This window comes from Winslowiella arboricola, from assembly GCF_025527015.1.
Taxonomy (GTDB): Bacteria; Pseudomonadota; Gammaproteobacteria; order Enterobacterales; family Enterobacteriaceae; genus Erwinia; species Erwinia arboricola.
Window position 1 is genome coordinate 17200 of record NZ_JAODIM010000028.1, and the last position, 26323, is coordinate 43522.

Below are 26323 nucleotides of genomic sequence, written 5' to 3' on the forward strand. Positions count from 1 at the left end.
GGCTTTTTAGTCACCAGCCTTTTTGCGCTCAAGGACTACAATGGGGTTTCACACTATTTAGCCATTGAAGTTCTTCAATATCTTTTTCTATCGGCGCCTTAATATACTGCTTCTCCGTGAGAACTCCCTGTTCCCACCAGAGCAACGAAATGATTTAAGAGTGATAGAAAGATGTATTGCGGAGGGTGATCTCCTCACTTTCCGAAAACATAATAGTGTTGCATGAACTGTCCTTCAGGACGGACAGAGTGGGTCACTGATCAGCGAGCTGAGGAACCCTATGGTTTACTCCTATACCGAGAAAAAACGCATTCGTAAGGATTTTGGTAAACGTCCACAAGTTCTGGACATTCCATATCTCCTTTCTATCCAGCTTGACTCGTTCCAGAAGTTTATCGAGCAAGATCCGGAAGGTCAGTACGGGCTGGAAGCAGCATTCCGTTCTGTATTCCCAATTCAGAGCTATAGCGGTAATTCCGAGCTGCAGTACGTCAGCTACCGCTTAGGCGAACCTGTATTTGATGTTAAAGAATGTCAGATCCGTGGCGTGACGTATTCTGCTCCGCTGCGTGTAAAACTGCGTCTGGTGATCTACGAGCGCGAAGCGCCGGAAGGCACTGTTAAAGACATCAAAGAACAAGAAGTTTACATGGGCGAAATTCCGCTCATGACCGATAACGGCACCTTCGTTATCAACGGTACAGAAAGGGTTATCGTTTCTCAGCTGCATCGTAGTCCTGGCGTGTTCTTTGACAGCGATAAGGGTAAAACCCACTCATCGGGTAAAGTGCTGTATAACGCACGTATTATTCCTTACCGTGGTTCATGGCTGGATTTCGAATTCGATCCGAAAGACAACCTGTTCGTTCGTATTGACCGTCGCCGTAAATTGCCTGCGACCATCATTCTGCGCGCACTGAACTTCACCACTGAACAGATCCTTGACCTGTTCTTCGAGAAAGTGGTGTATGAGATTCGTGACAACAAGCTGCAGATGGAACTGGTTCCTGAGCGTCTGCGTGGCGAAACCGCTTCTTTTGATATTGAAGCGAACGGCACGGTATACGTTGAGAAAGGCCGTCGTATTACTGCGCGTCACATCCGTCAGCTGGAAAAAGATAGCATTGCGCATATCGAAGTTCCGGTTGAATACATCGCAGGTAAAGTCGTTGGTAAAGATTACATCGACGAAAATACCGGCGAGCTGATTGTTGCAGCCAACATGGAGCTGTCGTTGGATCTGCTGGCGAAACTGAGCCAGTCAGGACACAAGCGTATCGAAACGCTGTTCACCAACGATCTGGACCACGGCGCCTACATGTCAGAAACCGTACGTGTCGACCCAACCAGCGATCGCCTGAGCGCGCTGGTTGAGATCTACCGTATGATGCGTCCTGGTGAGCCACCGACGCGTGAAGCTGCTGAAAACCTGTTCGAGAACCTGTTCTTCTCCGAAGATCGTTATGACCTTTCTGCGGTTGGCCGCATGAAGTTCAACCGTTCTCTGCTGCGTGATGAGATCGAAGGTTCCGGTATCCTGAGCAAAGACGACATCATTGAAGTGATGAAGAAGCTCATCGGTATCCGTAACGGTAAAGGCGAAGTGGATGATATCGACCACCTCGGCAACCGTCGTATCCGTTCCGTAGGCGAAATGGCGGAAAACCAATTCCGTGTTGGCCTGGTACGTGTTGAGCGTGCGGTGAAAGAGCGTCTGTCCCTCGGCGATCTCGATACCCTGATGCCTCAGGATATGATCAACGCCAAGCCGATCTCCGCTGCGGTGAAAGAGTTCTTTGGTTCCAGCCAGCTGTCTCAGTTTATGGACCAGAACAACCCGTTGTCTGAGATTACGCACAAACGTCGTATCTCTGCACTCGGCCCGGGCGGTCTGACGCGTGAGCGTGCAGGCTTTGAAGTTCGAGACGTTCACCCGACTCACTACGGTCGTGTGTGTCCAATCGAAACGCCGGAAGGTCCAAACATCGGTCTGATCAACTCCTTGTCTGTGTATGCACAGACCAATGAGTACGGTTTCCTGGAAACCCCTTATCGTCGCGTAATCGACGGTGTGGTCACCGACGAAATTCATTACCTCTCTGCAATTGAAGAGGGTAACTACGTTATCGCTCAGGCGAACACCAACCTCGACGACGAAGGTCACTTCGTAGACGACCTGGTGACTTGCCGTAGCAAAGGCGAATCAAGTCTGTTCAGCCGCGATCAGGTTGACTACATGGACGTTTCCACACAGCAGATCGTTTCTGTTGGTGCGTCCCTGATTCCGTTCCTGGAGCACGATGACGCCAACCGCGCATTGATGGGTGCAAACATGCAACGTCAGGCGGTTCCTACTCTGCGTGCTGATAAGCCGCTGGTGGGTACCGGTATGGAACGCGCGGTTGCGGTTGACTCCGGTGTAACTGCCGTAGCGAAACGTGGTGGTACCGTACAGTACGTTGATGCATCGCGTATCGTTATCAAAGTTAACGAAGGCGAAATGTATCCGGGCGAAGCCGGTATCGACATTTACAACCTGACTAAGTACACCCGTTCAAACCAGAACACCTGCATCAGCCAGAAGCCGTGTGTCAACCTGGGTGAGCCAATTGAACGTGGCGATGTACTGGCTGACGGCCCGTCTACCGATCTCGGTGAACTGGCGCTGGGTCAGAACATGCGCGTGGCGTTCATGCCGTGGAACGGTTACAACTTCGAAGACTCCATCTTAGTCTCCGAGCGTGTAGTGCAGGAAGACCGCTTCACCACTATTCACATCCAGGAACTGGCATGTGTGTCGCGTGACACCAAGCTGGGGCCAGAAGAGATCACCGCTGATATCCCGAACGTGGGTGAAGCTGCTCTCTCCAAACTGGATGAGTCCGGTATCGTGTATATCGGTGCTGAAGTGACCGGTGGCGACATTCTGGTTGGTAAGGTCACGCCGAAAGGTGAAACCCAGCTGACGCCAGAAGAGAAGCTGCTGCGTGCGATCTTCGGTGAGAAAGCGTCTGATGTTAAAGACTCTTCTCTGCGCGTACCAAATGGTGTTTCCGGTACCGTTATCGACGTTCAGGTCTTTACCCGCGATGGCGTGGAAAAAGACAAGCGCGCGCTGGAAATCGAAGAGATGCAGCTGAAGCAGGCGAAGAAAGACCTGTCTGAAGAATTGCAGATCCTCGAAGCTGGCCTGTTCGGCCGTATCAACTACCTGCTGGTTGCCGGTGGCGTTGAAGCGGAAAAACTGGACAAGCTGCCACGCGAGCGCTGGTTGGAACTCGGCCTGACCGACGAAGACAAGCAAAACCAGCTGGAGCAGCTGGCGGAGCAGTACGACGAGCTGAAGCACGAGTTTGAGAAGAAACTCGAAGCGAAACGCCGCAAAATCACTCAGGGCGATGATCTGGCACCAGGCGTGCTGAAAATCGTGAAAGTGTATCTGGCCGTTAAACGTCAGATCCAGCCTGGTGACAAAATGGCAGGTCGTCACGGGAACAAAGGTGTTATCTCCAAGATCAACCCGATCGAAGATATGCCTTACGATGAATACGGCACGCCGGTTGACATCGTACTGAACCCGCTGGGCGTACCATCACGTATGAACATTGGTCAGGTTCTTGAAACCCATCTGGGTATGGCTGCGAAGGGCATCGGTGAGAAAATCAACGCGATGCTTAAGAAGCAGGAAGAAGTGGCCAAACTGCGTGAGTTTATTCAGCGCGCCTACGATCTGGGCACCGATGTGCGTCAGAAAGTTGACCTGAACACCTTCACGGATGACGAAGTGCTGCGTCTGGCAGAGAACCTGAAAAAAGGTATGCCAATCGCTACGCCAGTGTTTGACGGTGCTAAAGAGAGCGAAATCAAAGAACTGCTGCAGTTGGGTGGTTTACCGACCTCTGGTCAGATTACGCTGTTTGATGGCCGTACAGGCGAGCAGTTCGAGCGTCCGGTTACCGTTGGCTACATGTACATGCTGAAACTTAACCACCTGGTTGATGACAAGATGCATGCACGTTCTACCGGCTCTTACAGCCTTGTTACTCAGCAGCCGCTGGGTGGTAAAGCGCAGTTCGGTGGTCAGCGCTTCGGTGAGATGGAAGTGTGGGCGCTTGAAGCATATGGCGCTGCCTATACGCTGCAGGAAATGCTCACCGTTAAGTCTGATGACGTTAACGGCCGTACTAAGATGTATAAAAACATCGTGGACGGCAACCATCAGATGGAACCTGGCATGCCGGAATCCTTCAACGTACTGTTGAAAGAGATCCGCTCGCTGGGTATCAACATCGAGCTGGAAGGCGATTAACTACCCGCCAGCTTTCGGGTTGCAGGTCGTGAAAGCGTCTGCAGCCTGAAAGATGATGAGTAAGCAGTTGTATTCGTACTAGTTACGAGGCGTCCGGGTCACTCCGGGCTGCCTTGAGAAGTCTCACTCCGACGGGAGCTAATCCGTGAAAGACTTACTAAAGTTTCTGAAAGCGCAAACTAAGACTGAAGAGTTTGATGCGATCAAAATTGCTCTGGCCTCGCCAGACATGATCCGTTCCTGGTCTTTCGGTGAAGTTAAAAAGCCGGAAACCATTAACTACCGTACGTTCAAACCTGAACGTGACGGTCTGTTCTGTGCGCGTATTTTCGGGCCGGTCAAAGACTATGAGTGCTTGTGCGGTAAGTACAAGCGCCTGAAACACCGCGGTGTGATCTGTGAGAAGTGTGGCGTTGAAGTTACACAGACCAAAGTTCGCCGTGAGCGCATGGGCCACATTGAACTGGCTTCGCCAACTGCACACATCTGGTTCCTGAAATCGCTGCCTTCGCGCATCGGTTTGCTGCTGGACATGCCACTGCGTGATATCGAACGCGTGCTGTACTTCGAATCTTATGTGGTCGTCGAAGGCGGTATGACCAACCTCGAAAAGCGCCAGATCCTGACTGAAGAGCAGTATCTGGATGCGCTGGAAGAGTTTGGTGACGAATTCGATGCGAAAATGGGTGCGGAAGCTATCCAGGCGCTGTTGAAAAACATGGATCTGGAGCAAGAGTGCGAGCAGCTGCGTGAAGAGCTGAACGAGACCAACTCCGAGACCAAGCGTAAGAAGCTGACCAAGCGTATCAAGCTGCTGGAAGCGTTCGTTCAGTCTGGTAACAAACCAGAGTGGATGATCCTGACCGTGCTGCCGGTACTGCCGCCGGATCTGCGTCCGCTGGTACCACTGGATGGTGGTCGTTTCGCTACGTCCGATCTGAACGATCTTTATCGTCGTGTGATCAACCGTAACAACCGTCTGAAACGCCTGCTGGATCTGGCTGCGCCAGATATCATCGTACGTAACGAAAAACGTATGTTGCAGGAAGCGGTTGATGCGCTGCTGGACAACGGCCGTCGTGGTCGTGCGATTACCGGCTCTAACAAGCGTCCGCTGAAATCGCTGGCTGACATGATCAAAGGTAAGCAGGGTCGTTTCCGTCAGAACCTGCTGGGTAAACGTGTCGACTACTCTGGTCGTTCGGTTATCACCGTTGGTCCATACCTGCGTCTGCATCAGTGCGGTCTGCCGAAAAAAATGGCACTGGAACTGTTCAAACCGTTTATCTACGGCAAGCTGGAACTGCGTGGCCTCGCGACCACCATTAAAGCAGCCAAGAAAATGGTTGAGCGTGAAGAAGCTGTCGTCTGGGATATCCTGGATGAAGTAATCCGCGAACACCCGGTACTGCTGAACCGTGCGCCAACACTGCACCGTCTGGGCATCCAGGCGTTTGAGCCAGTACTGATCGAAGGTAAAGCGATTCAGCTTCACCCGCTGGTCTGTGCGGCATACAACGCCGACTTCGATGGTGACCAGATGGCAGTACACGTACCGCTGACGCTGGAAGCCCAGCTGGAAGCGCGTGCGCTGATGATGTCTACCAACAACATCCTGTCGCCAGCGAACGGTGAGCCAATCATCGTTCCTTCTCAGGACGTTGTACTGGGTCTGTACTACATGACCCGTGACTGTGTTAACGCCAAAGGCGAAGGCATGGTGCTGACTGGCCCGAAAGAAGCCGAGCGCATCTATCGTGCTGGCCTCGCTTCTCTGCATGCTCGCGTTAAAGTGCGTATTACTGAGCACGAGAAAAACGAGCAGGATGAGTGGGTTGCTAAAACCAGCATCATCGATACCACTGTTGGCCGCGCCATCCTGTGGATGATCGTGCCAAAAGGTCTGCCTTTCTCTATCGTTAACCAGGCGCTGGGCAAAAAAGCTATCTCCAAAATGCTCAACACCTGTTACCGCATTTTGGGTCTGAAGCCGACCGTTATCTTTGCTGACCAGACTATGTACACCGGTTTTGCCTACGCAGCCCGTTCAGGTGCTTCTGTCGGTATCGACGACATGGTAATCCCGGCGAAGAAAGTGGAAATCATCACCGAAGCGGAAGCTGAAGTGGCTGAAATCCAGCAGCAGTTCCAGTCTGGTCTGGTAACCGCTGGCGAACGCTACAACAAAGTGATCGATATCTGGGCTGCGGCCAACGAACGCGTTGCTAAAGCGATGATGGAAAACCTGTCTACTGAGCTGGTCATTAACCGTGACGGCGAAGAAGAGCGTCAGGTCTCCTTCAACAGTATCTTTATGATGGCTGACTCCGGTGCGCGTGGTTCTGCGGCACAGATTCGTCAGCTGGCGGGTATGCGTGGTCTGATGGCGAAACCAGATGGTTCCATCATCGAGACGCCAATCACCGCGAACTTCCGTGAAGGTCTGAACGTACTCCAGTACTTCATCTCCACGCACGGTGCTCGTAAAGGTCTGGCGGATACCGCACTGAAAACAGCGAACTCCGGTTATCTGACGCGTCGTCTGGTTGACGTTGCACAGGATCTGGTTGTAACCGAAGACGACTGTGGTACCCACGAAGGTATCATGATGACGCCGGTTATCGAGGGTGGCGATGTTAAAGAGCCACTGCGTGAGCGCGTACTCGGCCGTGTAACGGCAGAAGACGTTCTCAAGCCAGGTACTGCAGACATTCTGCTGCCACGCAACACCCTGCTGCACGAACAGCAGTGTGACCTGTTGGAAGAGAACTCTGTCGACAGCCTGAAAGTCCGCTCCGTCGTAAGTTGTGAAACTGACTTCGGTGTGTGTGCGCACTGTTATGGACGCGATCTGGCGCGTGGTCACATCATCAACAAAGGTGAGGCCATCGGCGTTATTGCAGCACAGTCCATCGGTGAGCCGGGTACTCAGCTGACCATGCGTACGTTCCACATCGGTGGTGCGGCATCGCGTGCGGCAGCCGAATCCAGCATTCAGGTGAAGAACAAAGGTACTATCAAGCTGACCAACGCGAAATCGGTAACGAACTCCGCTGGTAAGCTGGTTATCACCTCGCGTAACGTTGAACTGAAAATGATCGACGAATTTGGTCGTACCAAAGAGAGCTATAAAGTTCCTTACGGTGCAGCCATGGCGAAAGGTGATGGTGAGCAGGTTGCAGCTGGCGAAGTTGTCGCTAACTGGGATCCGCATACCATGCCAGTTATCACCGAAGTGAGCGGTTTTATCCGCTTCACCGACATGATCGACGGCCAGAGCATTACGCGTCAGACTGATGACTTAACCGGTCTCTCCTCGCTGGTGATCCTGGACAGCGCAGAACGTACCACGGGTGGTAAAGATCTGCGTCCGGCACTGAAAATCGTTGATGCTAACGGTAACGATGTATTGATCCCTGGCTCCGATATGCCAGCTCAGTACTTCCTGCCAGGTAAAGCGATTGTCCAGCTGGAAGACGGCATTAAGATCAGTTCTGGTGATACTTTGGCGCGTGTTCCTCAGGAATCAGGCGGTACCAAGGATATTACCGGTGGTCTGCCACGCGTTGCTGACCTGTTCGAAGCGCGTCGTCCGAAAGAGCCGGCAATCCTGGCGGAAGTCAGCGGTATTATCTCCTTCGGTAAAGAGACCAAAGGTAAACGCCGTCTGGTGATCACGCCGATTGATGGTAGCGATCACTACGAAGAGATGATTCCAAAATGGCGTCAGCTTAACGTGTTCGAAGGTGAGCGCGTAGAACGTGGTGACGTGGTTTCCGATGGTCCAGAGTCTCCGCATGACATTCTGCGTCTGCGTGGCGTGCATGCTGTGACCCGTTACATCACTAACGAAGTGCAGGAAGTTTACCGTCTGCAAGGCGTTAAGATTAACGATAAACACATCGAAGTTATCGTGCGTCAGATGCTGCGTAAAGCAACCATCGCCAGCAACGGTAGCTCAGAGTTCCTGGATGGTGAGCAGGTCGAGTTCTCTCGCGTGAAAATCGCGAACCGCGACCTGGAAAACAACGGCAAAATTGCAGCGACCTTCGCTCGTGATCTGCTGGGTATCACCAAGGCATCTCTGGCAACCGAATCGTTTATCTCTGCAGCATCGTTCCAGGAGACCACGCGTGTCCTGACCGAAGCAGCTGTTGCAGGTAAACGTGACGAACTGCGCGGCCTGAAAGAGAACGTAATCGTGGGTCGTCTGATTCCAGCCGGTACCGGTTACGCATATCATCAGGATCGTATGCGCCGTCGTCATGCAGGTGAAGTTCCGGTAGCGCCACAGGTGACTGCAGATGAAGCATCTGCCAGCCTGGCGGAACTGCTGAACGCCGGTCTCGGTGGTCGCGACGACGATTAATCGTTAGTGCGTGATACGTAATAAAAAAACCCGCTTCGGCGGGTTTTTTTATATCTGCAATGCTCAGGGGAAAAATGACGAAAGATACGGTGGTTACATTATTTAGATACAAGCAATGGGCTGATGCAGAGACACTCCGGGCGATAAAATTGCTTGATGAGCACTCTCATACTGAGAAGCGTCACCTGACCTTGCGGCTGATGAATCATATCTATGTTGTGGACATGATTTTCCGGGCAAATATTACCGGGCAGGAACACGGATATACCGCACTCAATACCCCTGAAACACCATCATGTGAAGAACTTGAAGGGAGATTGCGTGATTGCACAGAGTGGTACATTGAGCATGTAGGTTCCATAAGCGATGCCGATCTTGATCAGATGATTAAATTTCGCTTTGTCGATGGCGGAGCCGGTGAGATGAAACCTCTCGACATGCTTAATCATGTGCTTTTCCACGGCACCTATCATCGCGGAGCTGTTGGATGGCTCATCTCTGAAAGCGGAGGGACTCCCCCTAAAGATGTGATGACTGTATTCCTCCGGGATTACAACTGACTGTCAGCTGCTAAGCGAAAGTGGCGAGCACAGCGTTGTAGGGGAGCCGTTATCGGCTCCCGTCTGGCAAGTCAGCTCTGCGCCCACACCCGAGGTGAATTTAACTGCTCATCACCGCCGTTTTTCCTGCTATTCAGTGCGGCCTCGGCACCCTGCTGAGCACCTTCTTTCAGCCCCTCTTTCGCTGCCTGTTTAGCCCCTTCTTTAATCGCCGTGGTCGCTGCCACGCGTCCCGCCGTTGCGGCTAACCCTGCTGCACCAACACCCGGAATAAATGAGAACGCGGCAGAAGCGATATAGCTAAAGACTTCGAGCATTTTATAGAAACCGCCGCCCTTTTCTTTTTTCTCATCTGGCTGTGTCTCTTTGCCGGTGGTCATATCCTGTTGCGCAGCGATAGCGTCAGGATCCAGTGAGGGTTTGGCCTGCTGAGCAGGGGCGGCAATCTGGTTGGAGCCTTTTTTGATAAAGGCATCGATATCACCTTTGCCAATATTTTTATCATTGGCCTTATTAAAGAAGTCACCGCCCGCGCCATGTTTACCATTATCCAGCATGGAGAACAGCATTGAGTTTGGCTGACTCATTAAATTGGCGGCGTCGCGCACTTCCTGACTGTTTTCTTCATTGTTGGCAATATCCTTCAGCTTATCTGGCTTAATGCCGCCGCCTTTAAAGAAAATATCCTCGTTATCTTTGATCGTCTTCAGCGCTTTGTCTTCCTGAGGTGCAAGCTTCACATTATACGATGCGAGGTCACATAAACGGTCTTTAGAAACCGATGCTGAAGGATCGTCTTTACCGGTGAGCTGCTGCCACTGATCAGGATTTTCAGTGTAGAATTTTGCTGCTGCAGCGACTTGCGGCGGACACTTGCCCATGTCCTGCGAACCGTCGGCGATTTTCTGTAAGGTTTCCAGATTGACCTTTTTGGGTAAGCTTTCAGAGTAAAGATACAGCTCGCGCATCGCGTCGTTGGAGGTCATTTCTCGCGGAGCGGAGCCTGGCGCAGAATCTGACGGCATATAGGCGTGCGTATAATCTTCAGATTTCGCATCGGTATACTGTTTGATTAATGGGTTCTGTTGCAGGGTCTGCACGTCCTGAGAACTGATTTTTCCGTCTGTCTTACCGTTTTTTTTCGCGCCATCTAAAGCGGCAAATATCTCCGGGTCTTTTAGCACCGCACTCAGCGCTTTTCTGGCATCGGAAGGGGTCTCAGGATCATCAATCAGTTTCTCGATACCTTCCCGGTCTGTCGCCTTTTTTAGCAGATTTTCGTTTCGGCCAAGCGTGGCGACCACTTCCTCAAAGGGCATCTGATCCGGTGCGGTTTCCGGCAATGCCTGCTCTGTATTCGAACCGCCGGTGAGTGCCGATATTATTTCTTCCATTAACATCGGGATAAGCTGCGTGATGCCGCCGGAGGTTTGCAGGTTTTTTCCCGTCCCTTGCTGCAGGGAATCAGGGCTGCTGGCTTGCGATCTGGTTCCCTTGAATGGCGTTGCTACTTCACCACTGGCAGGGTTTGCCTTGTTTGCTGTCGTGATATTCTGTGGAGAAAAGCCAGGAAGACGCATACAGGTTAATCCGGTTAAATAAAGTTGTGCTTATTGGGTGGCTCCGAATAAGCAACAGTTCCGGTTTTTTCTCCAGGGCGGCATTTGCGCCGCCGCGGGAGAGGGCAGGGACAGTGTTAAATCATTTATAACGATCGACATCTTCACTGGTTAAACCAATATCGCGCAGCTGAGTGTCACTTAACCCGGACAAAATATTACGCGTCTGCTGACGTAGCCGCCATGCCTGCCACCGACGATAAAGCAAAATCAACTGCATACGAAAACGGATTCCGGCAAACAGCTGCCCCGTTCTATTTTCCTGATATTCCATGATTTGCTCCTCACACTGGATGACTGAGTGCTATTTTGTGAGGAAAGTCATTGACAATACAGATGCAAAAAATGACTTTAATTGTCATACAGAATGATGGTTGCCGCTTCTGAATGGTCGGTTTCGTCGCCATCTGTACTGGTTTTTCTTAACCTGACGGGAGTGAGTGCAATACGATGACGCGCTATCAACATCTGGCAACGCTGCTGGCGCAGCGTATCGAACAGGGGCTGTATCAGGGGGGAGAACGGCTGCCCTCAGTGCGCACATTGAGTACCGAACACGGAGTCAGTATCAGCACTGTGCAGCAGGCCTATCATCTGCTGGAAGAGAAGCAACTTATCACCCCGCAGCCGCGGTCCGGTTATTTTGTCACGCCGCGTAAAGCGGCACCGCCGGTACCGGCGATTAGCCGGCCAGCGCAACGACCGGTTGAAATTACGCAGTGGGGATCGGTGCTGGAGCTGATTAACGCGCGGCTGGAAGAGGATATGCTGCAACTTGGCAGCGGTATGCCCGATATCAGTCAGCCGACCATTAAACCGTTATGGAAGGTCATGAGCCGTCTCGCTCAGAAGCAGGACCTGCGGATGCTGAACTATGACAATATCTACGGCGTACCGGCGTTACGGGAGCAGGTTGCGCGGCTGGCGATTGACAGTGGCTGTCAGCTGTCGGCTGATGAGATTGTGATCACCACGGGCTGTCATGAAGCGCTGTCAGTGTCGATTCGCAGCGTGTGCCAGCCGGGCGATATTATCGCCGTAGAGTCACCCACTTTTCACGGCACTATGCAGACCCTGCATGGTTTTGGCATTAAGGTAATTGAAATCCCGACAGATTGCGAAACTGGCATCAGTCTGGAAGCGCTGGAGCTGGCGCTGGATCAGTGGCCAATCAAAGCGGTGGTGGTGGTGCCAAACTGCAATAATCCACTGGGTTTTGTCATGCCTGATAATCGCAAACGCGGGCTGCTGGCGCTGGCGCAACGTTTTGATATCGCAATTATTGAAGATGATGTCTACGGTGAGCTGGTATATGACTATCCGCGGCCGATCACCATCAAATCGCTGGATCAGGACGGGCGCGTGATGTTGTGCAGCTCATTCTCGAAAGTACTGGCGCCGGGACTACGCGTTGGTTGGGTGGCGCCGGGACGTTATCTTGATCGCGTTATCCATATGAAATATATCGGCACTGGCTCGACAGCCACGCAAATGCAGATGACCGTCGCCGAGTTTATCCGTCTGGGCCATTACCAGCCGCATCTGCGCCGCATGCGCGCGCACTATCAACGTAACCTCGATATTTTCACCCATTGGGTACGGCACTATTTCCCCTGTGGTATTTGCGTCACCCGCCCGCAGGGTGGTTTTCTGATGTGGATTGAGCTGCCTGAAGCGTTTGACTCGGTGCGTCTGAATCGCGAACTACGTGAGTGCAACATTCAGATTAGTGTGGGTTCGTTGTTTTCCGCAGCAGGTAAATATCGCAACTGTCTGCGGCTAAATTACGCCTTGCCGTTTAATCCTCAAACCGAACGCGCGCTGGCGATCTTAGGCGCGGCGGTCGAGCGCGCCATGGAATGCTGTATGCCAGCCATACCGGCAGCGGCAGAGCTGCCAGAAAAGAGTGAAGGCGGGACCGCTGTTAATCAATAATGCTGACGACAAACTCCAGCTTTATATTTAGTACTCAAGTCTCATAAAGCCTCCAGTGCGGTAATAACTCACCGCGCTGGAAGTTTTTTTTCGAAAATAACACTTTTTCTTACTACAATAACCCCTGGCTGTAATTTACAAGGCAGTAATCTGATATTAGTGAGTTAGAGCGTTATTATCGCGACGTGATAATTTGCGGTATTTATAATCAAAAAAAAGTCATGGGATATGTCATGTTCAGACTCGATATCAACGCGCTAAGGTTTCTGGCGGTTGCAGGCGTGGTTTTTTTTCATTTTAAATTTGATTTCCTGCCCGGCGGGTATGCAGGGGTAGATGTCTTCTTTGTGATATCTGGTTATCTGATGCATGAGATATTATCGAAAAAAGAGATCACAATCTCGTCTACCATCGATTTCTATCAGCGCAGAGTAAAAAGAATATATCCGGCCCTGCTGGTGATGGTGATTGCTTATGCGCTGGTGATGGTCGCTATTAGTCCACCGTCAGTGGTGCGTGAGGCATTTAAAGAAGTTGCTGCCGCGCTGGTTTTTGCCTCTAATCTCTACTTCTGGAAAGAGACCTCGGGATACTTCTCCAGTAATTCAGACGCTTATTTTCTGTTGCATACCTGGTCGCTGGGGGTTGAATTCCAGTTTTACCTGATGTTCCCGATTGTGTTGTGGTTTATCCAGAAGCTGAAATTCAGCAAACAGTTTATCCTGCTGGCAGTCTCATTAATCTCCCTCGCGTTATGCTTAATGATTGCCGAAGGGCATCCAAAACCGAATTTTTACCTGCTGCCCTTCAGAGCATGGGAGCTGTTTATCGGCGCCTTTGCCTCGTCGCTAAAATTCAGTAATCCGTATAAAAAACCAACGGAGCTGATCTCCGTCGCGGCGATTGTCGCTTTCTTTGTATTCGCGCAAGAAACGCCGGTATGGCCCAATTACACTACCCTGATACCGACATTTTTCACCGCACTGATCCTGCACGCCAACGTTAATAATGAGCGGGTTTTATTAAAAAACACGCTATTTCAAAAGATTGGGCTCTGGTCGTACTCAATCTATCTGTTCCACTGGCCGATCGTTTCGATCTTCTATGTTCAGAATATCGAGTACACCCTGGTTAACCAGATTATCGGCATCATTCTGTCGGTGTTGCTGGGCTTTTTGTCATACACCCTGGTCGAAAGAAGATTCACTTTCTCGTGGATCAAGGTCCCGGTCTCCGCCTCGCTATTTGTGGCGCTGTTTTTCGGGCTCTCTTCCTATTCGATATCCAGCAAATGGCTTAGTAATGATGTTATTGCACTGGATAAAATGAGTCAGTATATCTCGCGCATACAGTTTGGCAGCGACCCTGCACAGCTGTGCTTTCTGACCTCATCGTCATCTGTCGAAGACTTTAACTTTGAAAAATGTACCCAAAGTGAGAGCGGTAAAAAGAACCTGTTAATCCTTGGCGACAGCCATGCCGCGCAGTTCTCGCAGGCGTTGCGCGAGCAGTTCCATAATTACAATATTATTCAGGTTACTGCTTCACAGTGTCCGGCAATCGTTAACAGTAAAGGTGATGTGTTCTGTACCAAACTGATGCACTATGCGCTAAATGATCTGGTTAATAGCAAAAAAATTGATGCGGCGATTGTGTTAAGTGACTGGAATAATTTCTATGCGACTAATAATCTGGCGCGAGATATTCCGGAAACTTATAATCTGCTCGCCAAAAAAATAGAGAAAGTTTATTTTATCAGTCAGACTAAACACTTCCAGCCCTCGGTTTATCGCCTGCTGCAAATCTATGGCATCAATGCTGATATCAATGACCATCGCGAGAAAGGTACCGATGCGGTATATCAGGAGATTAATAAAATCGCCTCACAGCATAATGTGAAAATGATCGATATCTATGATTATGGCTGCACTGGCGGGAAATGTGCGTTTATCAACAGCAACCACACGCCGATGTTTTTCGATGATAATCACTTCACTTACGAGTGGACCAAAGAAATAGCGGCAAAAGTCTTCGCCAACTATCTTTGAATTCTCACCGAAGTGGAAGGCGGGGCCAGCATAAAGGAATCGTTGCTGGCCCCGGACGATGACGACAGTGTCATCGACAGCGCTACTATAGCGCTGTCGAATTTAGCGGCGAGCGGCTAGAGCGCGTGCTGTGCGGCGTGCTGACAACTTTTCGTCAGCGTTGCTTTCGCTTACTTTTCTATGCGGGTTCTGCCCCAAATAGCGGCTCCGGTTCAGCCAGCGCCAGCAGCGTTTGCGTTGCCTGACGCCAGTCCGCCGCCTGAGTAATGGCGCTGACTACTGCAATACTGCCAACGCCGCAGGCCAGTACCTCCGGCGCGCGCGCGATACTGATGCCGCCAATCGCTACCGTGGAGAGTTCGCCAAGGCGCGTAATATGGCGCTTCAGCTCAATCAGCCCCTGTGGATCTGAAGGCATCTGTTTGGTCTGCGTCGGGAATATATGGCCGAGAGCAATATAAGAAGGCCGCAGCGCCAGCGCGCGGTCCAGCTCGGCATCATCATGGGTCGACAGCCCGAGGCGCAATCCGGCATTGCGAATGGCATCTAAATCGGCCACATCGAGGTCTTCCTGGCCCAAATGTACGCCATAGGCATGGTACTTAATCGCCAGCCGCCAGTAGTCATTGATAAACAGGCGTGCCTGGTAGCGTTTACCCAGCGCGATCGCTTCAGCAATGCTATTTTCGACCGTCTCTTCTGCTTGATCTTTAATACGTAACTGAATTGTCCGTACACCCGCATCCAGCAGACGGGCAATCCATTCCACACTATCAACCACCGGATAGAGTCCGAGTTTTTTCTCGGTGGCAGGGAAAGGGTGAGTCATTGTGGTTCCTCCTGGTTCAGGGTATCGGCAGGGTGATATAGCTCGCCACCGCGACTGCGGAAGGCTTGTGACATCTGCACCATGCCGACTTCAATCGGTTGTGCCTGCGCCTCAGGCGCTTGCTGTTTTGCCGCGTATTCGCGTACTTCCTGGGTAATCTTCATTGAACAGAATTTCGGGCCGCACATCGAGCAGAAGTGAGCAACTTTTCCCGACTCCTGTGGCAGGGTTTCATCGTGATAAGCGCGGGCAGTATGTGGATCCAGCGCCAGGTTGAACTGATCTTCCCAGCGGAATTCGAAACGCGCTTTCGACATGGCGTTATCACGGATCTGCGCGCCCGGATGGCCTTTTGCCAGATCAGCCGCATGGGCCGCGATTTTATAGGTGATCAGCCCCTGTTTAACGTTTTCTTTATTCGGCAGGCCAAGATGCTCTTTCGGCGTTACATAGCAGAGCATGGCGCAGCCGAACCAGCCAATCATCGCCGCACCGATACCGGAGGTAAAATGGTCATAGCCTGGCGCAATATCGGTGGTCAGCGGGCCAAGCGTATAGAACGGCGCTTCATGGCAGTGTTCCAGCTGTTCAGTCATATTACGGCGGATCATCTGCATCGGCACATGGCCGGGGCCTTCGATCATCACCTGCACATCATACTCCCAGGCGATTTTAGTCAGTTCACCCAGCGTATGCAGCTCGGCAAACTGCGCATCGTCATTGGCGTCCTGAATCGAGCCGGGACGCAGGCCATCGCCCAGCGACATAGAGACATCGTAAGCTGCGCAAATCTGGCAAATTTCACGGAAATGTTGGTAGAGAAAACTCTCCTGATGATGGGACAGACACCACTTAGCCATAATTGAACCGCCACGCGAGACGATGCCAGTCAGACGTTTAGCGGTCATCGGCACATAGCGCAGCAGCACGCCGGCGTGGATAGTAAAGTAATCCACCCCCTGTTCCGCCTGTTCCAGCAGGGTATCGCGGAAAATCTCCCAGTTCAGGTCTTCAGCGACGCCATTCACTTTCTCCAGCGCCTGATAAATGGGCACGGTGCCAATCGGCACCGGACTGTTACGCAGGATCCATTCGCGCGTTTCATGAATATAACGCCCGGTTGAGAGATCCATTACCGTATCGGCGCCCCAGCGTGTCGACCACACCAGTTTTTCCACCTCTTCTTCAATCGAGGAGGTGACCGCCGAGTTGCCAATATTGGCGTTTACCTTCACCAGGAAGTTACGGCCAATAATCATGGGTTCCGCTTCCGGATGATTGATATTAGCCGGGATAATCGCGCGGCCGGCTGCAACTTCCTGACGGACAAATTCAGCGGTGATATTTTCCGGCAGCTGTGCGCCAAAGCTGTTACCCGCATGCTGCTGTAACAGCACTTCGCCACGAATGCGTTCGCGGCCCATATTTTCCCGCAGCGCGATAAATTCCATTTCCGCGGTAATAACCCCCAGACGCGCATAATGCATCTGGGTCACGCAGTGGCCAGCTCGCGCACGCTTTGGTTGCGGCAGATGATCGAAGCGCAGATGATCCAGACCTTCATCCGCCAGTCGTTGCCGGGTCCAGCTGGAGCTAAGCTGGCTAATCTCTTCGCTGTCGCCGCGCCCGGCAATCCACTCTGCACGTAGCTTTGGCAGACCACGATGCACATCAATCACCGCATCCGGATCGCCATAAGGCCCGGCCGTGTCATACACCGGCACCGGCTCGTTATCCTCGAATCTGGCATCATCTTTGCTGCCGCCAACCATGGTCGGGCTTAGCTGGATCTCGCGCATTGGCACGCGGATATCGGCGCGGCTACCGTGCAGATAAATACGTTTAGAATTGGGAAAGGCGCTGCCCTGCAGTGAATCGATAAACTGCTGAGCCTGAGCGCGCTGCTCACGGCGGTTAGATTTTTTTACAATGTCAGACATAGCTCATATCCTGATTACATAGGGAAAATGGCTTGTCCGGAGTTCGGCGGGAGTAACTTACGGTGTGACGGCAGAGCGGCTAACACCGAAAAAGATGATTTACTCTTGTTCCCTTCGCAGGTACTAACCTGATCAGGTTCCGCGGATCCCGAATTAACGGTCTCAGCCCCTAAGGGCACTCCGACAAGATGCTGGCTGATGATTCACCAGCCCGAAATAGCCCCTTCAGCATAGGGGGGCAATGCGTAAACTACAAGCGTGAAAAATTGTTTATGCCGGGCGAACCAGCGTAGCGTCATTCGCGACAGTGAATGGTTGCAACTGATTGTCGTAAGCGAGCTGAATCAGCCGGTCTTCGAGGGTAAAACGCGCTTCCAGCGCTTCACCGACACCCGATAACGCCTGCTGGAACTCAAGACAATTATCATCGTCAATCGCGGTTTCCAGATGAGTATCGTAATAATTCATAATCTGTTCAGTATTGCTCTGCAGCGCCGGATAAATCTGCGAGGCTGCCAGTAACGGGCTGTCGCCCTGCAATTCATTAATGATGCGCTCGTAAATGCTGAAGTGGCCAGTGGAGAGATAGTCCACCAGTCGCTGACAAAAATTATCCAGGGCTGCATCATCAAGTGCAGTCAGTGAATCTTTGTTAGGCTTAATACCTACCAGCTGATAATACGCCGCCAGCAGTTGCCTGCGCGCGTTTAACCAAAGATCCACCAGTTCATTGCTGCCACCGACGCGTGCGGCCAGAACATCTAACTGGTTTAGCATGATCGACTCCGTGTTTGGGTATTATAGTTTTAGCGCAACTTTCCGAATACTTAACAGCAGTACTACAGCGAGACTGTTAAAGCAAAGGATAATATTTTTTATGGAACATAAGATTTCAAGCTTAGACGTTGGCTGGTGGGTTGTCAGCCATGAACAGAAACTTTGGTTACCGCAAGGTGATCTGCCACATGGCAACGCGGCGGAATTAGGTCTTGCCGGATCGCAGGGATCGGTGATTGGTGAATGGCAGGGCGAAAAGGTATGGTTGATCCGTGAGGATCGCAGCGAAAATATGGTATCAGTACGGCAGATTATTGATCAGGATGTTGCTCTGTTTCAGCTTGCCGGGCGGGGCGTGCAGCTGGCGGAGTTTTTCCGCTCCCATCGCTGGTGTGGCTATTGTGGTCATGAAATGCATCACAGCAAAAGCGAAACCGCCTGCCTGTGTGGCCACTGCCGCCAGCGCTATTATCCGCAGATTGCACCCTGCATTATTGTCGCTATCCGTCGTGGGGAAGAGATCCTGCTGGCGCAGCATGCCCGCCATCGCAACAGTATCTATACCGTGCTGGCCGGGTTTGTCGAAGTCGGGGAAACTCTCGAACAGGCCGTCGCGCGTGAAGTGATGGAAGAGAGCAACGTTAAAGTCAAAAACGTACGTTATGTCACTTCGCAACCCTGGCCATTTCCCCATTCGCTGATGATGGCGTTTATGGCCGATTACGATGAAGGGGTGTTGCAGCACGATGGTAAAGAGCTGATCGATGCCGGATGGTATCGCTATGACAATCTGCCGCTGTTGCCACCGCCTGGCACCGTGGCGCGTCGCCTGATTGAGGATACCGTTGCGATCTGTCGTGCCGAAGCCGACTGATAACGCCGCCCCAACGGATTTTGTCGGGGAGCTGTTATCGGCTCCTGCCCAGCGCGATTCGTCCCGCCACTACTTTGGGTATATACTACGCGCCTGTTTTTGAGAGAGTCTGATGATGAGTGAACTGAAGAACGATCGTTATTTACGCGCGCTGCTGCGTCAGCCGGTAGATATCACCCCGGTATGGATGATGCGCCAGGCAGGACGTTATTTGCCGGAATACAAAGCGACCCGCGCTGAAGCCGGTGATTTTATGTCGCTGTGCAAAAACGCTGAGCTGGCGTGTGAAGTGACGCTACAACCGTTGCGGCGTTTTCCGCTTGATGCGGCGATCCTGTTCTCCGATATCCTGACCATTCCCGATGCCATGGGGCTTGGACTCTACTTTGAAACCGGCGAAGGCCCGCGCTTCTCTTCACCGATCACCTGCCGCGCTGATGTAGAGAAATTACCGGTGCCCGATCCTGAGATGGAGCTGGGCTACGTGATGAATGCGGTACGCACCATCCGTAAAAACCTGCAGGGCGAAGTGCCGCTGATCGGTTTCTCCGGCAGTCCATGGACGCTGGCGACCTATATGGTGGAAGGCGGCAGCAGTAAAGCCTTTACCAAAATTAAGAAGATGATGTACGCCGAGCCGGAAACCCTGCATCTGATGCTGGATAAGCTGGCGGACAGCGTCACCCTGTATCTGAATGCCCAGATCCGCGCGGGTGCGCAGGCTGTGCAGATTTTCGATACCTGGGGCGGCGTGCTGACTGGTCGCGACTATCGCGATTTCTCGCTCTATTACATGCATAAAATCGTTGATGGCCTGCTGCACGAAAATGAAGGCCGCCGCGTACCGGTGACGCTGTTTACCAAAGGCGGCGGTCAGTGGCTGGAAGAGATGGCGGCTACCGGCTGTGATGCGCTGGGCCTCGACTGGACCATCGATATCGTCGATGCGCGCCGTCGGGTTGGCGACCGTGTGGCGTTGCAGGGCAATATGGATCCTTCGATGCTGTATGCGCCACCGGCACGTATCGAACAGGAAGTGGCAGGTATCCTGCAAGGCTTTGGTAAAGGCAACGGTCATGTCTTCAATCTGGGACACGGCATTCATCCGGATGTGCCACCCGAGCATGCCGGCGTCTTTGTCGAGGCGGTACATCGTCTGTCACGACCATACCACCAGGAGTAAGCATGGATATGCAGGCGCTGCGCGCAGAGCAACTGGCCCGGGCCAAAGACGTGATCCGTCACGACGACTTTGATTGCCTGCCGCCGCGCCTGATTGCCGGCGCAGACGTGGGCTTCGAGCAGCAGGGCGAGGTCACGCGCGCTGCGCTGGTGATTCTGGAGTATCCGTCGTTAAAACTGATTGAGCATAAGGTGGCGCGCATCGCCACCACCATGCCCTATATCCCCGGCTTTCTCTCTTTTCGCGAATATCCTGCGTTACTGACGGCCTGGCAAATGCTGGAACATCAGCCCGACCTGCTGTTTGTCGATGGACATGGCATCTCGCATACACGCCGTCTCGGCGTCGCCAGCCACTTTGGCCTGCTGGTGGATGTACCGACCATTGGTGTGGCGAAAAGTCGCCTGTGCGGCAAATTCGAACCACTGGATGATCAGCCGGGCGCGCGTCAGCCGCTGATGGATAAGGGGGAGCAGCTGGGCTGGGTATGGCGCAGTAAAAACCGCTGCAACCCGCTGTTTGTCGCCACCGGCCACCGCATCAGCAACGACACGGCGCTACAGTGGGTAGAGAACTGTATGGCGGGTTACCGCCTGCCGGAACCCACGCGCTGGGCCGATGCCGTCGCTTCCGGACGTCCGGCTTTCCTGCGCTGGCAGCAGCAGGGTTAACGGTGTGAGTCTGCGGCTTTTCAGGTACACTGCAGGCCGCGCGTCAATGTCTATGAGATCCCAATATGTTACGTAATCCGATTCATCTGCGGCTGGAAAAGCTGGAAAGCTGGCAGCACGTTACTTTTATGGCTTGCCTGTGTGAGCGCATGTATCCCAATTATTGGGCATTCTGCCAGCAAACCGGTTTTGGCGATCCTCAGCTCTATCGCCGCATCCTCGATTTGGTGTGGGAAACGCTGGTGATCAAAGATGCTAAAGTGAATTTCGACAGCCAACTGGAGAAGCTGGAAGAAGCTATCCCGTCGGCTGATGATTACGATGTCTATGGCGTCCATCCGGCGATCGATGCCTGTGTGGCGCTGAGTGAATTACTGCACTCGCGTTTAAGTGGTGAAACGCTGGCTCACGCCATCGAAGTCAGTGAGACGTCCATTACCACCGTCGCCATCCTCGAAATGACTCAGGCTGGTCGTGAAATGAGCGATGATGAGTTAAAAGAGAACCCGGCGGTGGAAGACGAATGGGACTGTCAGTGGGAGATTTTCCGCCTGCTGGCTGCCTGTGAAGAGCGCGACCTGGAACTGATCAAAGGGCTGCGATCTGACCTGCGTGAGGACCCGATTAGCAACATCGGTATAAAATTTCAGCAATAAGGCGATAAAACGTGACTTCACGCCTGATTTGTCATGCCTAAAGGCTTCACATTCGCCCCCTGTCTGGTCTACATTTGGGGGGCTGAAAAATGTGGCTATCGGTGCGTGCAGGCTGAAGAGTGCCAGAATCTGGCTTTTCCCTCGCACTTGATGCTTAGCAAGCGATAAATACACTGTAAGGATAACTTATGAACAAGACTCAACTGATTGATGTAATTGCGGACAAAGCGGACCTGTCTAAGACCCAGGCTAAAGCTGCTCTGGAATCCACCCTGGCTGCGATTACTGAGTCTCTGAAAGAAGGTGATGCTGTACAACTGGTTGGTTTTGGTACCTTTAAAGTTAACCACCGTGCTGAGCGTACTGGCCGCAACCCGCAGACTGGCAATGAGATCAAAATTGCTGCTGCAAACGTACCGGCATTTGTATCTGGTAAAGCACTGAAAGACGCTGTTAAGTAATAGCGTTTGCGCTAAAAGTTTGAACAGGGGGGCGATCTGATCGCTCCTTTTGTTTTTTATCTCTCTAATCCGTGTGAGAATTTATGAAATACATTCTCCTCGCTTTCTCCATTCTCCTTGCGGGTTGTAGCTCCCATTCCACACTGCCGGACTTTACCGCCAGTGGTTATCTTGCCGATCGCGGCGCAGTTCGTATCTGGCGCAAAGACAACCAGCAGCAAGTGGCCCATATGAAGACGGTGTTCAGTCCGTTTAATGGCGATGCCACTGAAATGACCGACTATACCTGGCAGGATGGCAAGCTGGTCTCGATTGAACGCCATATCGCTGGCGGCCATCCCGATGACATCACCCTGCGCTTTGATCAGCAGGGGCAACTTAATTTTATGCAGCGACAATTGCAGGGACGCCGTGAGGCGGTCTCAACCGACGCTGTAGCGCTTTATACCTTCGATGCGCAGCGGATGCTTAAAATCAGTGATGCGTTGCTTAGCGGCCGTGTGATGCTGAAACAGGGCCAGTGGTCAGCTGAGGGCGCAGTGAAAACCTGCCAGGGCCAGCTGGTGAAACCTGCGCTGGATGACAGCTCGTTGCGCTATATTGCGCAACGTCAGGCGAACTCCCGTCAGCCAGTGAGTATCGCCTGGCTGGAGGCGCCAGAAGGCACCCAACTGCTGCTGGTGGCAAATGAAGATTATTGTCAGTGGGAACCGCAGGAAGAAGGGTTTTAAAACAGGGGCGTAGGGGCGGCGTTATCGCCGCCCGTCAACAGATTACTTACGATTAATCGCGCGGTAACCGATATCGTTACGGCAGAAGCTACCGTCCCAGGAGATATGCTGCAGCAGCTGATAGGCACGCTGTTGCGCCGCCGCCACATCTTCACCCAGCGCGGTTACGCAAAGCACGCGTCCGCCATTGGTTACCACCAGATCATCCTGCATGATCGTGCCGGCATGAAACACTTTGCCGTCAGCCACTTCTTCCAGCGGTAAACCATGGATCTGATCGCCGGTACTGTAATCGCCCGGGTAACCGCCAGCAGCCAGCACCACACCCAGTGAAGGACGCGGATCCCATTTGGAATCGCGTTGATCCAGTTTGCCGTCGCAGGCGGCGAGGCAAAGATCGACCAGATCCGATTGCAGACGCAACATGATCGGCTGAGTTTCCGGATCGCCAAAGCGACAGTTAAATTCGATCACTTTTGGCTGATTGTTGCTGCCAATCATCAGGCCGGCATACAGGAATCCGGTATAGGTATTCCCTTCCGCCGCCATACCGCGCACGGTGGGCCAGATAACTTCGTCCATTACGCGCTGGTGGATCTCATCAGTCACCACTGGCGCCGGCGAGTAAGCGCCCATGCCACCGGTGTTTGGGCCGGTATCACCGTCGCCAACACGCTTGTGATCCTGGCTGGTGGCCATTGGCAGTACGTTCTGGCCATCGACCATTACGATAAAGCTGGCTTCTTCGCCGTCGAGGAACTCTTCCACCACAATACGGTGACCGGCATCGCCGAAGGCGTTACCCGCCAGCATATCCTGAATTGCGTCTTCCGCTTCCTGCAGGGTCATGGCGACAATCACGCCTTTACCCGCCGCCAGGCCGTCAGCTTTAATCACGATTGGTGCACCTTTACTGCGCACGTAAGCCAGTGCAGGCTCCACTTCGGTAAAGTTCTGATACTCCGCCGTCGGGATCTTATGGCGCGCGAGGAAATCTTTGGTAAAGGCTTTCGAACCTTCCAGCTGGGCCGCGGCCTGTGTTGGGCCAAAGATTTTCAGACCGGCAGCGCGGAAGGCATCCACCACGCCAATCACCAGCGGCGCTTCCGGGCCAACGATGGTCAGGTCGATCTTCTCGCTCTGCGCAAAGCTCAGCAGCGCAGGGATATCGGTGGGGCTAATCGCCACGTTCTGCAGGGCAGGTTCCAGCGCGGTTCCGGCATTACCCGGCGCGACAAACACGGTTTCCGCCAGTGGCGACTGGGACGCTTTCCATGCCAGTGCGTGTTCACGACCGCCATTACCGATAACTAAAATTTTCATTACGAATTCTCCAGGGGCGATTAATGGCGGAAATGGCGCATATCGGTAAAGATCATCGCGATGCCGTGCTCATTGGCCGCCGCAATCACTTCATCATCACGAATAGAACCACCCGGTTGGATCACACAGCTGACGCCAACCGCCGCAGCGGCATCGATGCCGTCACGGAACGGGAAGAAAGCATCAGAGGCCATGGCGCAGCCTTTCACTTCCAGACCTTCGTCCGCCGCTTTGATGCCGGCGATTTTCGCGGAGTAGACGCGGCTCATCTGACCGGCGCCAATGCCGATAGTCATATTATTCTGCGCATAAACGATGGCGTTGGATTTAACGAACTTCGCCACTTTCCAGCAGAACAGCGCATCACGCAGTTCCTGTTCAGTGGGCTGGCGATCGCTGACGACTCGCAGCTGGCTGGCGTCGACCATACCCAGATCGCGGTCCTGCACCAGCAGGCCACCGTTAACCCGTTTGAAATCGAGGCCTTTCTGACGCTGCTGCCACTGACCGCAGGTCAGCACGCGCACGTTCTGTTTGGCGGCGGTGACTTTCAGCGCTTCTGCGGTGGCGGAAGGGGCAATAATCACTTCGACAAACTGGCGGCTGATAATCGCCTGCGCGGTCGCTTCGTCCAACTCGCGGTTAAAGGCAATGATGCCGCCAAATGCGGAGGTCGGGTCAGTTTTGTACGCGCGCTCGTACGCATCGAGAATCGAGTCGCCCACCGCCACACCGCACGGGTTGGCATGCTTGACGATTACGCAGGCCGCCTCGCTAAACTCTTTTACGCACTCCAGCGCCGCATCGGTATCGGCGATATTGTTATAGGAGAGTGCTTTGCCCTGTACCTGTTGCGCGGTAGCGACCGAGGCTTCAGTAATTTTCTCTTCTATATAGAAGGCTGCATCCTGATGGCTGTTCTCACCATAACGCATATCCTGCTTCTTGATAAAGTTCAGGTTCAGCGTGCGCGGGAAGCGACCAGCCGGTTCGCTGGAGTCACCGTGGTAAGCCGGCACCAGACTACCGAAGTAGTTGGCGATCATGCTGTCATAGGCGGCAGTGTGTTCGAAGGCTTTGATCGCCAGATCGAAACGGGTCGCCAGCGTCAGCGAGTTTTCGTTGGCATCCAGCTCAGCGATGATGGTGCTGTAGTCGCTGCTCTTCACCACGATGGCCACATCTTTATGGTTCTTCGCTGCGGAGCGCACCATGGTCGGGCCGCCGATATCGATATTCTCTACCGCATCCGCCAGTGAACAACCTTCGCGCGCCACGGTCTCGGCAAACGGATAAAGGTTAACGACCACCATGTCGATTGGCGCGATGTTATGTTCCGCCATAATCGCATCATCCTGACCACGGCGACCTAAAATGCCACCATGCACTTTCGGGTGCAGCGTTTTGACGCGTCCATCCATCATTTCAGGGAAACCGGTGTAATCCGACACTTCGGTGACTGGCAGACCTGCGTCAGCCAGCAAACGTGCAGTACCGCCAGTAGAGAGCAGTTCGACACCGCGGCTGGAGAGCGCCTGGGCGAATTCGAGGATACCGGCTTTATCAGACACGCTGAGCAGCGCGCGGCGTAGAGGACGACGTTGTTGCATGGTGGTTATATCCCTTGGCTTTGGTTCGCAGTTACTTTGGGTAATGAAAGAGCGTTACATCAAGCTTAGCTGTTTCTCTTCTTTATATAGAAGGAAGATAAGTTTCAGGTAACGCCCCAAAAGGGGGGCCGAACGTCGCGTCGCATTGTAGCGAAAACGTTTGCGTGATGCTCGTCAAAATTGTCCGTCGCAGACCAATGTGGATAACTTTGTGCATAACTGCGTATAAGGCGGCCTTTTGCTGTGGATTGCAGCGAACAGTCAATTTATCGCAAATTAGGTGTTGCGGCCTGCGCGGAACTCCCTATAATGCGCAACCACTGAGACGGAACAACGGCTTACACAGCGGCGGCTCAGGAGGTTCAGGAAGTTCTGAACCGCCGGAGAAAAACTTCTGAAAACGGGGTTGACTCTGAGGGAGGAAAGCG

18 protein-coding genes and 1 riboswitch are annotated in these 26323 nt (G+C 52.9%); of the genes, 11 read left to right on the forward strand and 7 right to left on the reverse strand.

Annotated features, from left to right (window positions below):
* Positions 1 to 280: 280 nt before the first annotated feature.
* The 3 genes from rpoB (at position 281) to N5923_RS00280 (ending at position 9238) form a co-directional block, all read left to right on the forward strand.
* The gene (gene rpoB, locus N5923_RS00270) at positions 281 to 4309 is read left to right on the forward strand and encodes a DNA-directed RNA polymerase subunit beta (protein WP_267141035.1); all 4029 of its coding nucleotides are present in this window, start codon (positions 281 to 283) and stop codon (positions 4307 to 4309) included.
* Positions 4310 to 4454: 145 nt separating this feature from the next.
* Entirely contained in the window at positions 4455 to 8678 is a 4224-nt protein-coding gene (rpoC, locus tag N5923_RS00275; protein WP_267141034.1) for a DNA-directed RNA polymerase subunit beta', read from the forward strand.
* A 74-nt stretch (positions 8679 to 8752) separates the two neighbouring features.
* Positions 8753 to 9238, forward strand: a complete 486-nt coding sequence (locus N5923_RS00280) for a DinB family protein (RefSeq protein ID WP_267141033.1) — start codon at positions 8753 to 8755, stop codon at positions 9236 to 9238.
* A 71-nt stretch (positions 9239 to 9309) separates the two neighbouring features.
* On the opposite strand, the gene N5923_RS00285 is transcribed toward N5923_RS00280, so the two are convergent.
* Complete coding sequence (locus tag N5923_RS00285) at positions 9310 to 10818, reverse strand: HrpF/NolX family T3SS translocon protein (protein ID WP_267141032.1); 1509 nt, start codon at positions 10816 to 10818, stop codon at positions 9310 to 9312.
* Positions 10819 to 10939: 121 nt separating this feature from the next.
* On the reverse strand, positions 10940 to 11131 hold the full coding sequence (locus tag N5923_RS00290) for a DUF1127 domain-containing protein (protein WP_267141031.1): 192 nt from the start codon (positions 11129 to 11131) through the stop codon (positions 10940 to 10942).
* Between the two features lie 176 nt (positions 11132 to 11307).
* On the opposite strand from N5923_RS00290, the gene N5923_RS00295 reads away from it, so the two are divergent.
* Together N5923_RS00295 and N5923_RS00300 are read left to right on the forward strand one after the other, a co-directional pair.
* The gene (locus tag N5923_RS00295; RefSeq protein ID WP_267141030.1) at positions 11308 to 12792 is read left to right on the forward strand and encodes an aminotransferase-like domain-containing protein; all 1485 of its coding nucleotides are present in this window, start codon (positions 11308 to 11310) and stop codon (positions 12790 to 12792) included.
* 233 nt (positions 12793 to 13025) lie between these two features.
* The gene (locus tag N5923_RS00300) at positions 13026 to 14840 is read left to right on the forward strand and encodes an acyltransferase family protein (protein ID WP_267141029.1); all 1815 of its coding nucleotides are present in this window, start codon (positions 13026 to 13028) and stop codon (positions 14838 to 14840) included.
* Between the two features lie 178 nt (positions 14841 to 15018).
* Here N5923_RS00300 and thiE read toward each other — a convergent pair whose 3' ends face one another.
* From thiE to rsd, 3 genes are all read right to left on the reverse strand, one after another.
* A complete protein-coding gene (gene thiE, locus N5923_RS00305) occupies positions 15019 to 15669 on the reverse strand; it encodes a thiamine phosphate synthase (RefSeq protein ID WP_267141028.1) in 651 nt (216 codons plus the stop codon).
* Positions 15666 to 17609 carry a phosphomethylpyrimidine synthase ThiC gene (thiC, locus tag N5923_RS00310; RefSeq protein ID WP_267141027.1) on the reverse strand — a complete coding sequence of 648 codons (1944 nt, stop codon included), beginning with the start codon at positions 17607 to 17609 and terminating at the stop codon, positions 15666 to 15668. Before thiC ends, thiE begins: the two co-directional genes overlap by 4 nt.
* 92 nt (positions 17610 to 17701) lie before the next feature.
* Positions 17702 to 17802, reverse strand: a riboswitch (TPP riboswitch).
* Between the two features lie 77 nt (positions 17803 to 17879).
* Positions 17880 to 18386, reverse strand: a complete 507-nt coding sequence (rsd, locus tag N5923_RS00315) for a sigma D regulator (RefSeq protein ID WP_267141026.1) — start codon at positions 18384 to 18386, stop codon at positions 17880 to 17882.
* Between the two features lie 100 nt (positions 18387 to 18486).
* Here rsd and nudC point away from each other — a divergent pair, with 100 nt between their 5' ends.
* From nudC to N5923_RS00345, 6 genes are all read left to right on the forward strand, one after another.
* Positions 18487 to 19260 (forward strand): NAD(+) diphosphatase, encoded by a 774-nt coding sequence (gene nudC / locus N5923_RS00320; RefSeq protein WP_267141025.1) that lies wholly within the window; start codon positions 18487 to 18489, stop codon positions 19258 to 19260.
* A 115-nt stretch (positions 19261 to 19375) separates the two neighbouring features.
* A complete protein-coding gene (gene hemE, locus N5923_RS00325; protein WP_267141052.1) occupies positions 19376 to 20443 on the forward strand; it encodes a uroporphyrinogen decarboxylase in 1068 nt (355 codons plus the stop codon).
* A 2-nt stretch (positions 20444 to 20445) separates the two neighbouring features.
* Positions 20446 to 21114, forward strand: coding sequence for a deoxyribonuclease V (gene nfi, locus N5923_RS00330; RefSeq protein ID WP_267141024.1), 669 nt, complete (start codon positions 20446 to 20448; stop codon positions 21112 to 21114).
* A gap of 65 nt (positions 21115 to 21179) precedes the next feature.
* The gene (locus tag N5923_RS00335) at positions 21180 to 21770 is read left to right on the forward strand and encodes a YjaG family protein (protein ID WP_267141023.1); all 591 of its coding nucleotides are present in this window, start codon (positions 21180 to 21182) and stop codon (positions 21768 to 21770) included.
* A gap of 188 nt (positions 21771 to 21958) precedes the next feature.
* Entirely contained in the window at positions 21959 to 22231 is a 273-nt protein-coding gene (gene hupA, locus N5923_RS00340) for a nucleoid-associated protein HU-alpha (RefSeq protein ID WP_017803060.1), read from the forward strand.
* A gap of 83 nt (positions 22232 to 22314) precedes the next feature.
* On the forward strand, positions 22315 to 22962 hold the full coding sequence (locus N5923_RS00345; protein WP_267141022.1) for a DUF1481 domain-containing protein: 648 nt from the start codon (positions 22315 to 22317) through the stop codon (positions 22960 to 22962).
* 42 nt (positions 22963 to 23004) lie between these two features.
* Here the strand turns inward: N5923_RS00345 and purD are convergent, their stop codons facing one another.
* Positions 23005 to 24285, reverse strand: coding sequence for a phosphoribosylamine--glycine ligase (gene purD / locus N5923_RS00350; RefSeq protein WP_267141021.1), 1281 nt, complete (start codon positions 24283 to 24285; stop codon positions 23005 to 23007).
* Between the two features lie 20 nt (positions 24286 to 24305).
* Positions 24306 to 25895: a bifunctional phosphoribosylaminoimidazolecarboxamide formyltransferase/IMP cyclohydrolase gene (gene purH, locus N5923_RS00355; RefSeq protein ID WP_267141020.1), complete on the reverse strand. Its 1590-nt coding sequence runs from the start codon at positions 25893 to 25895 to the stop codon at positions 24306 to 24308.
* Between the last annotated feature and the right edge of the window lie 428 nt (positions 25896 to 26323).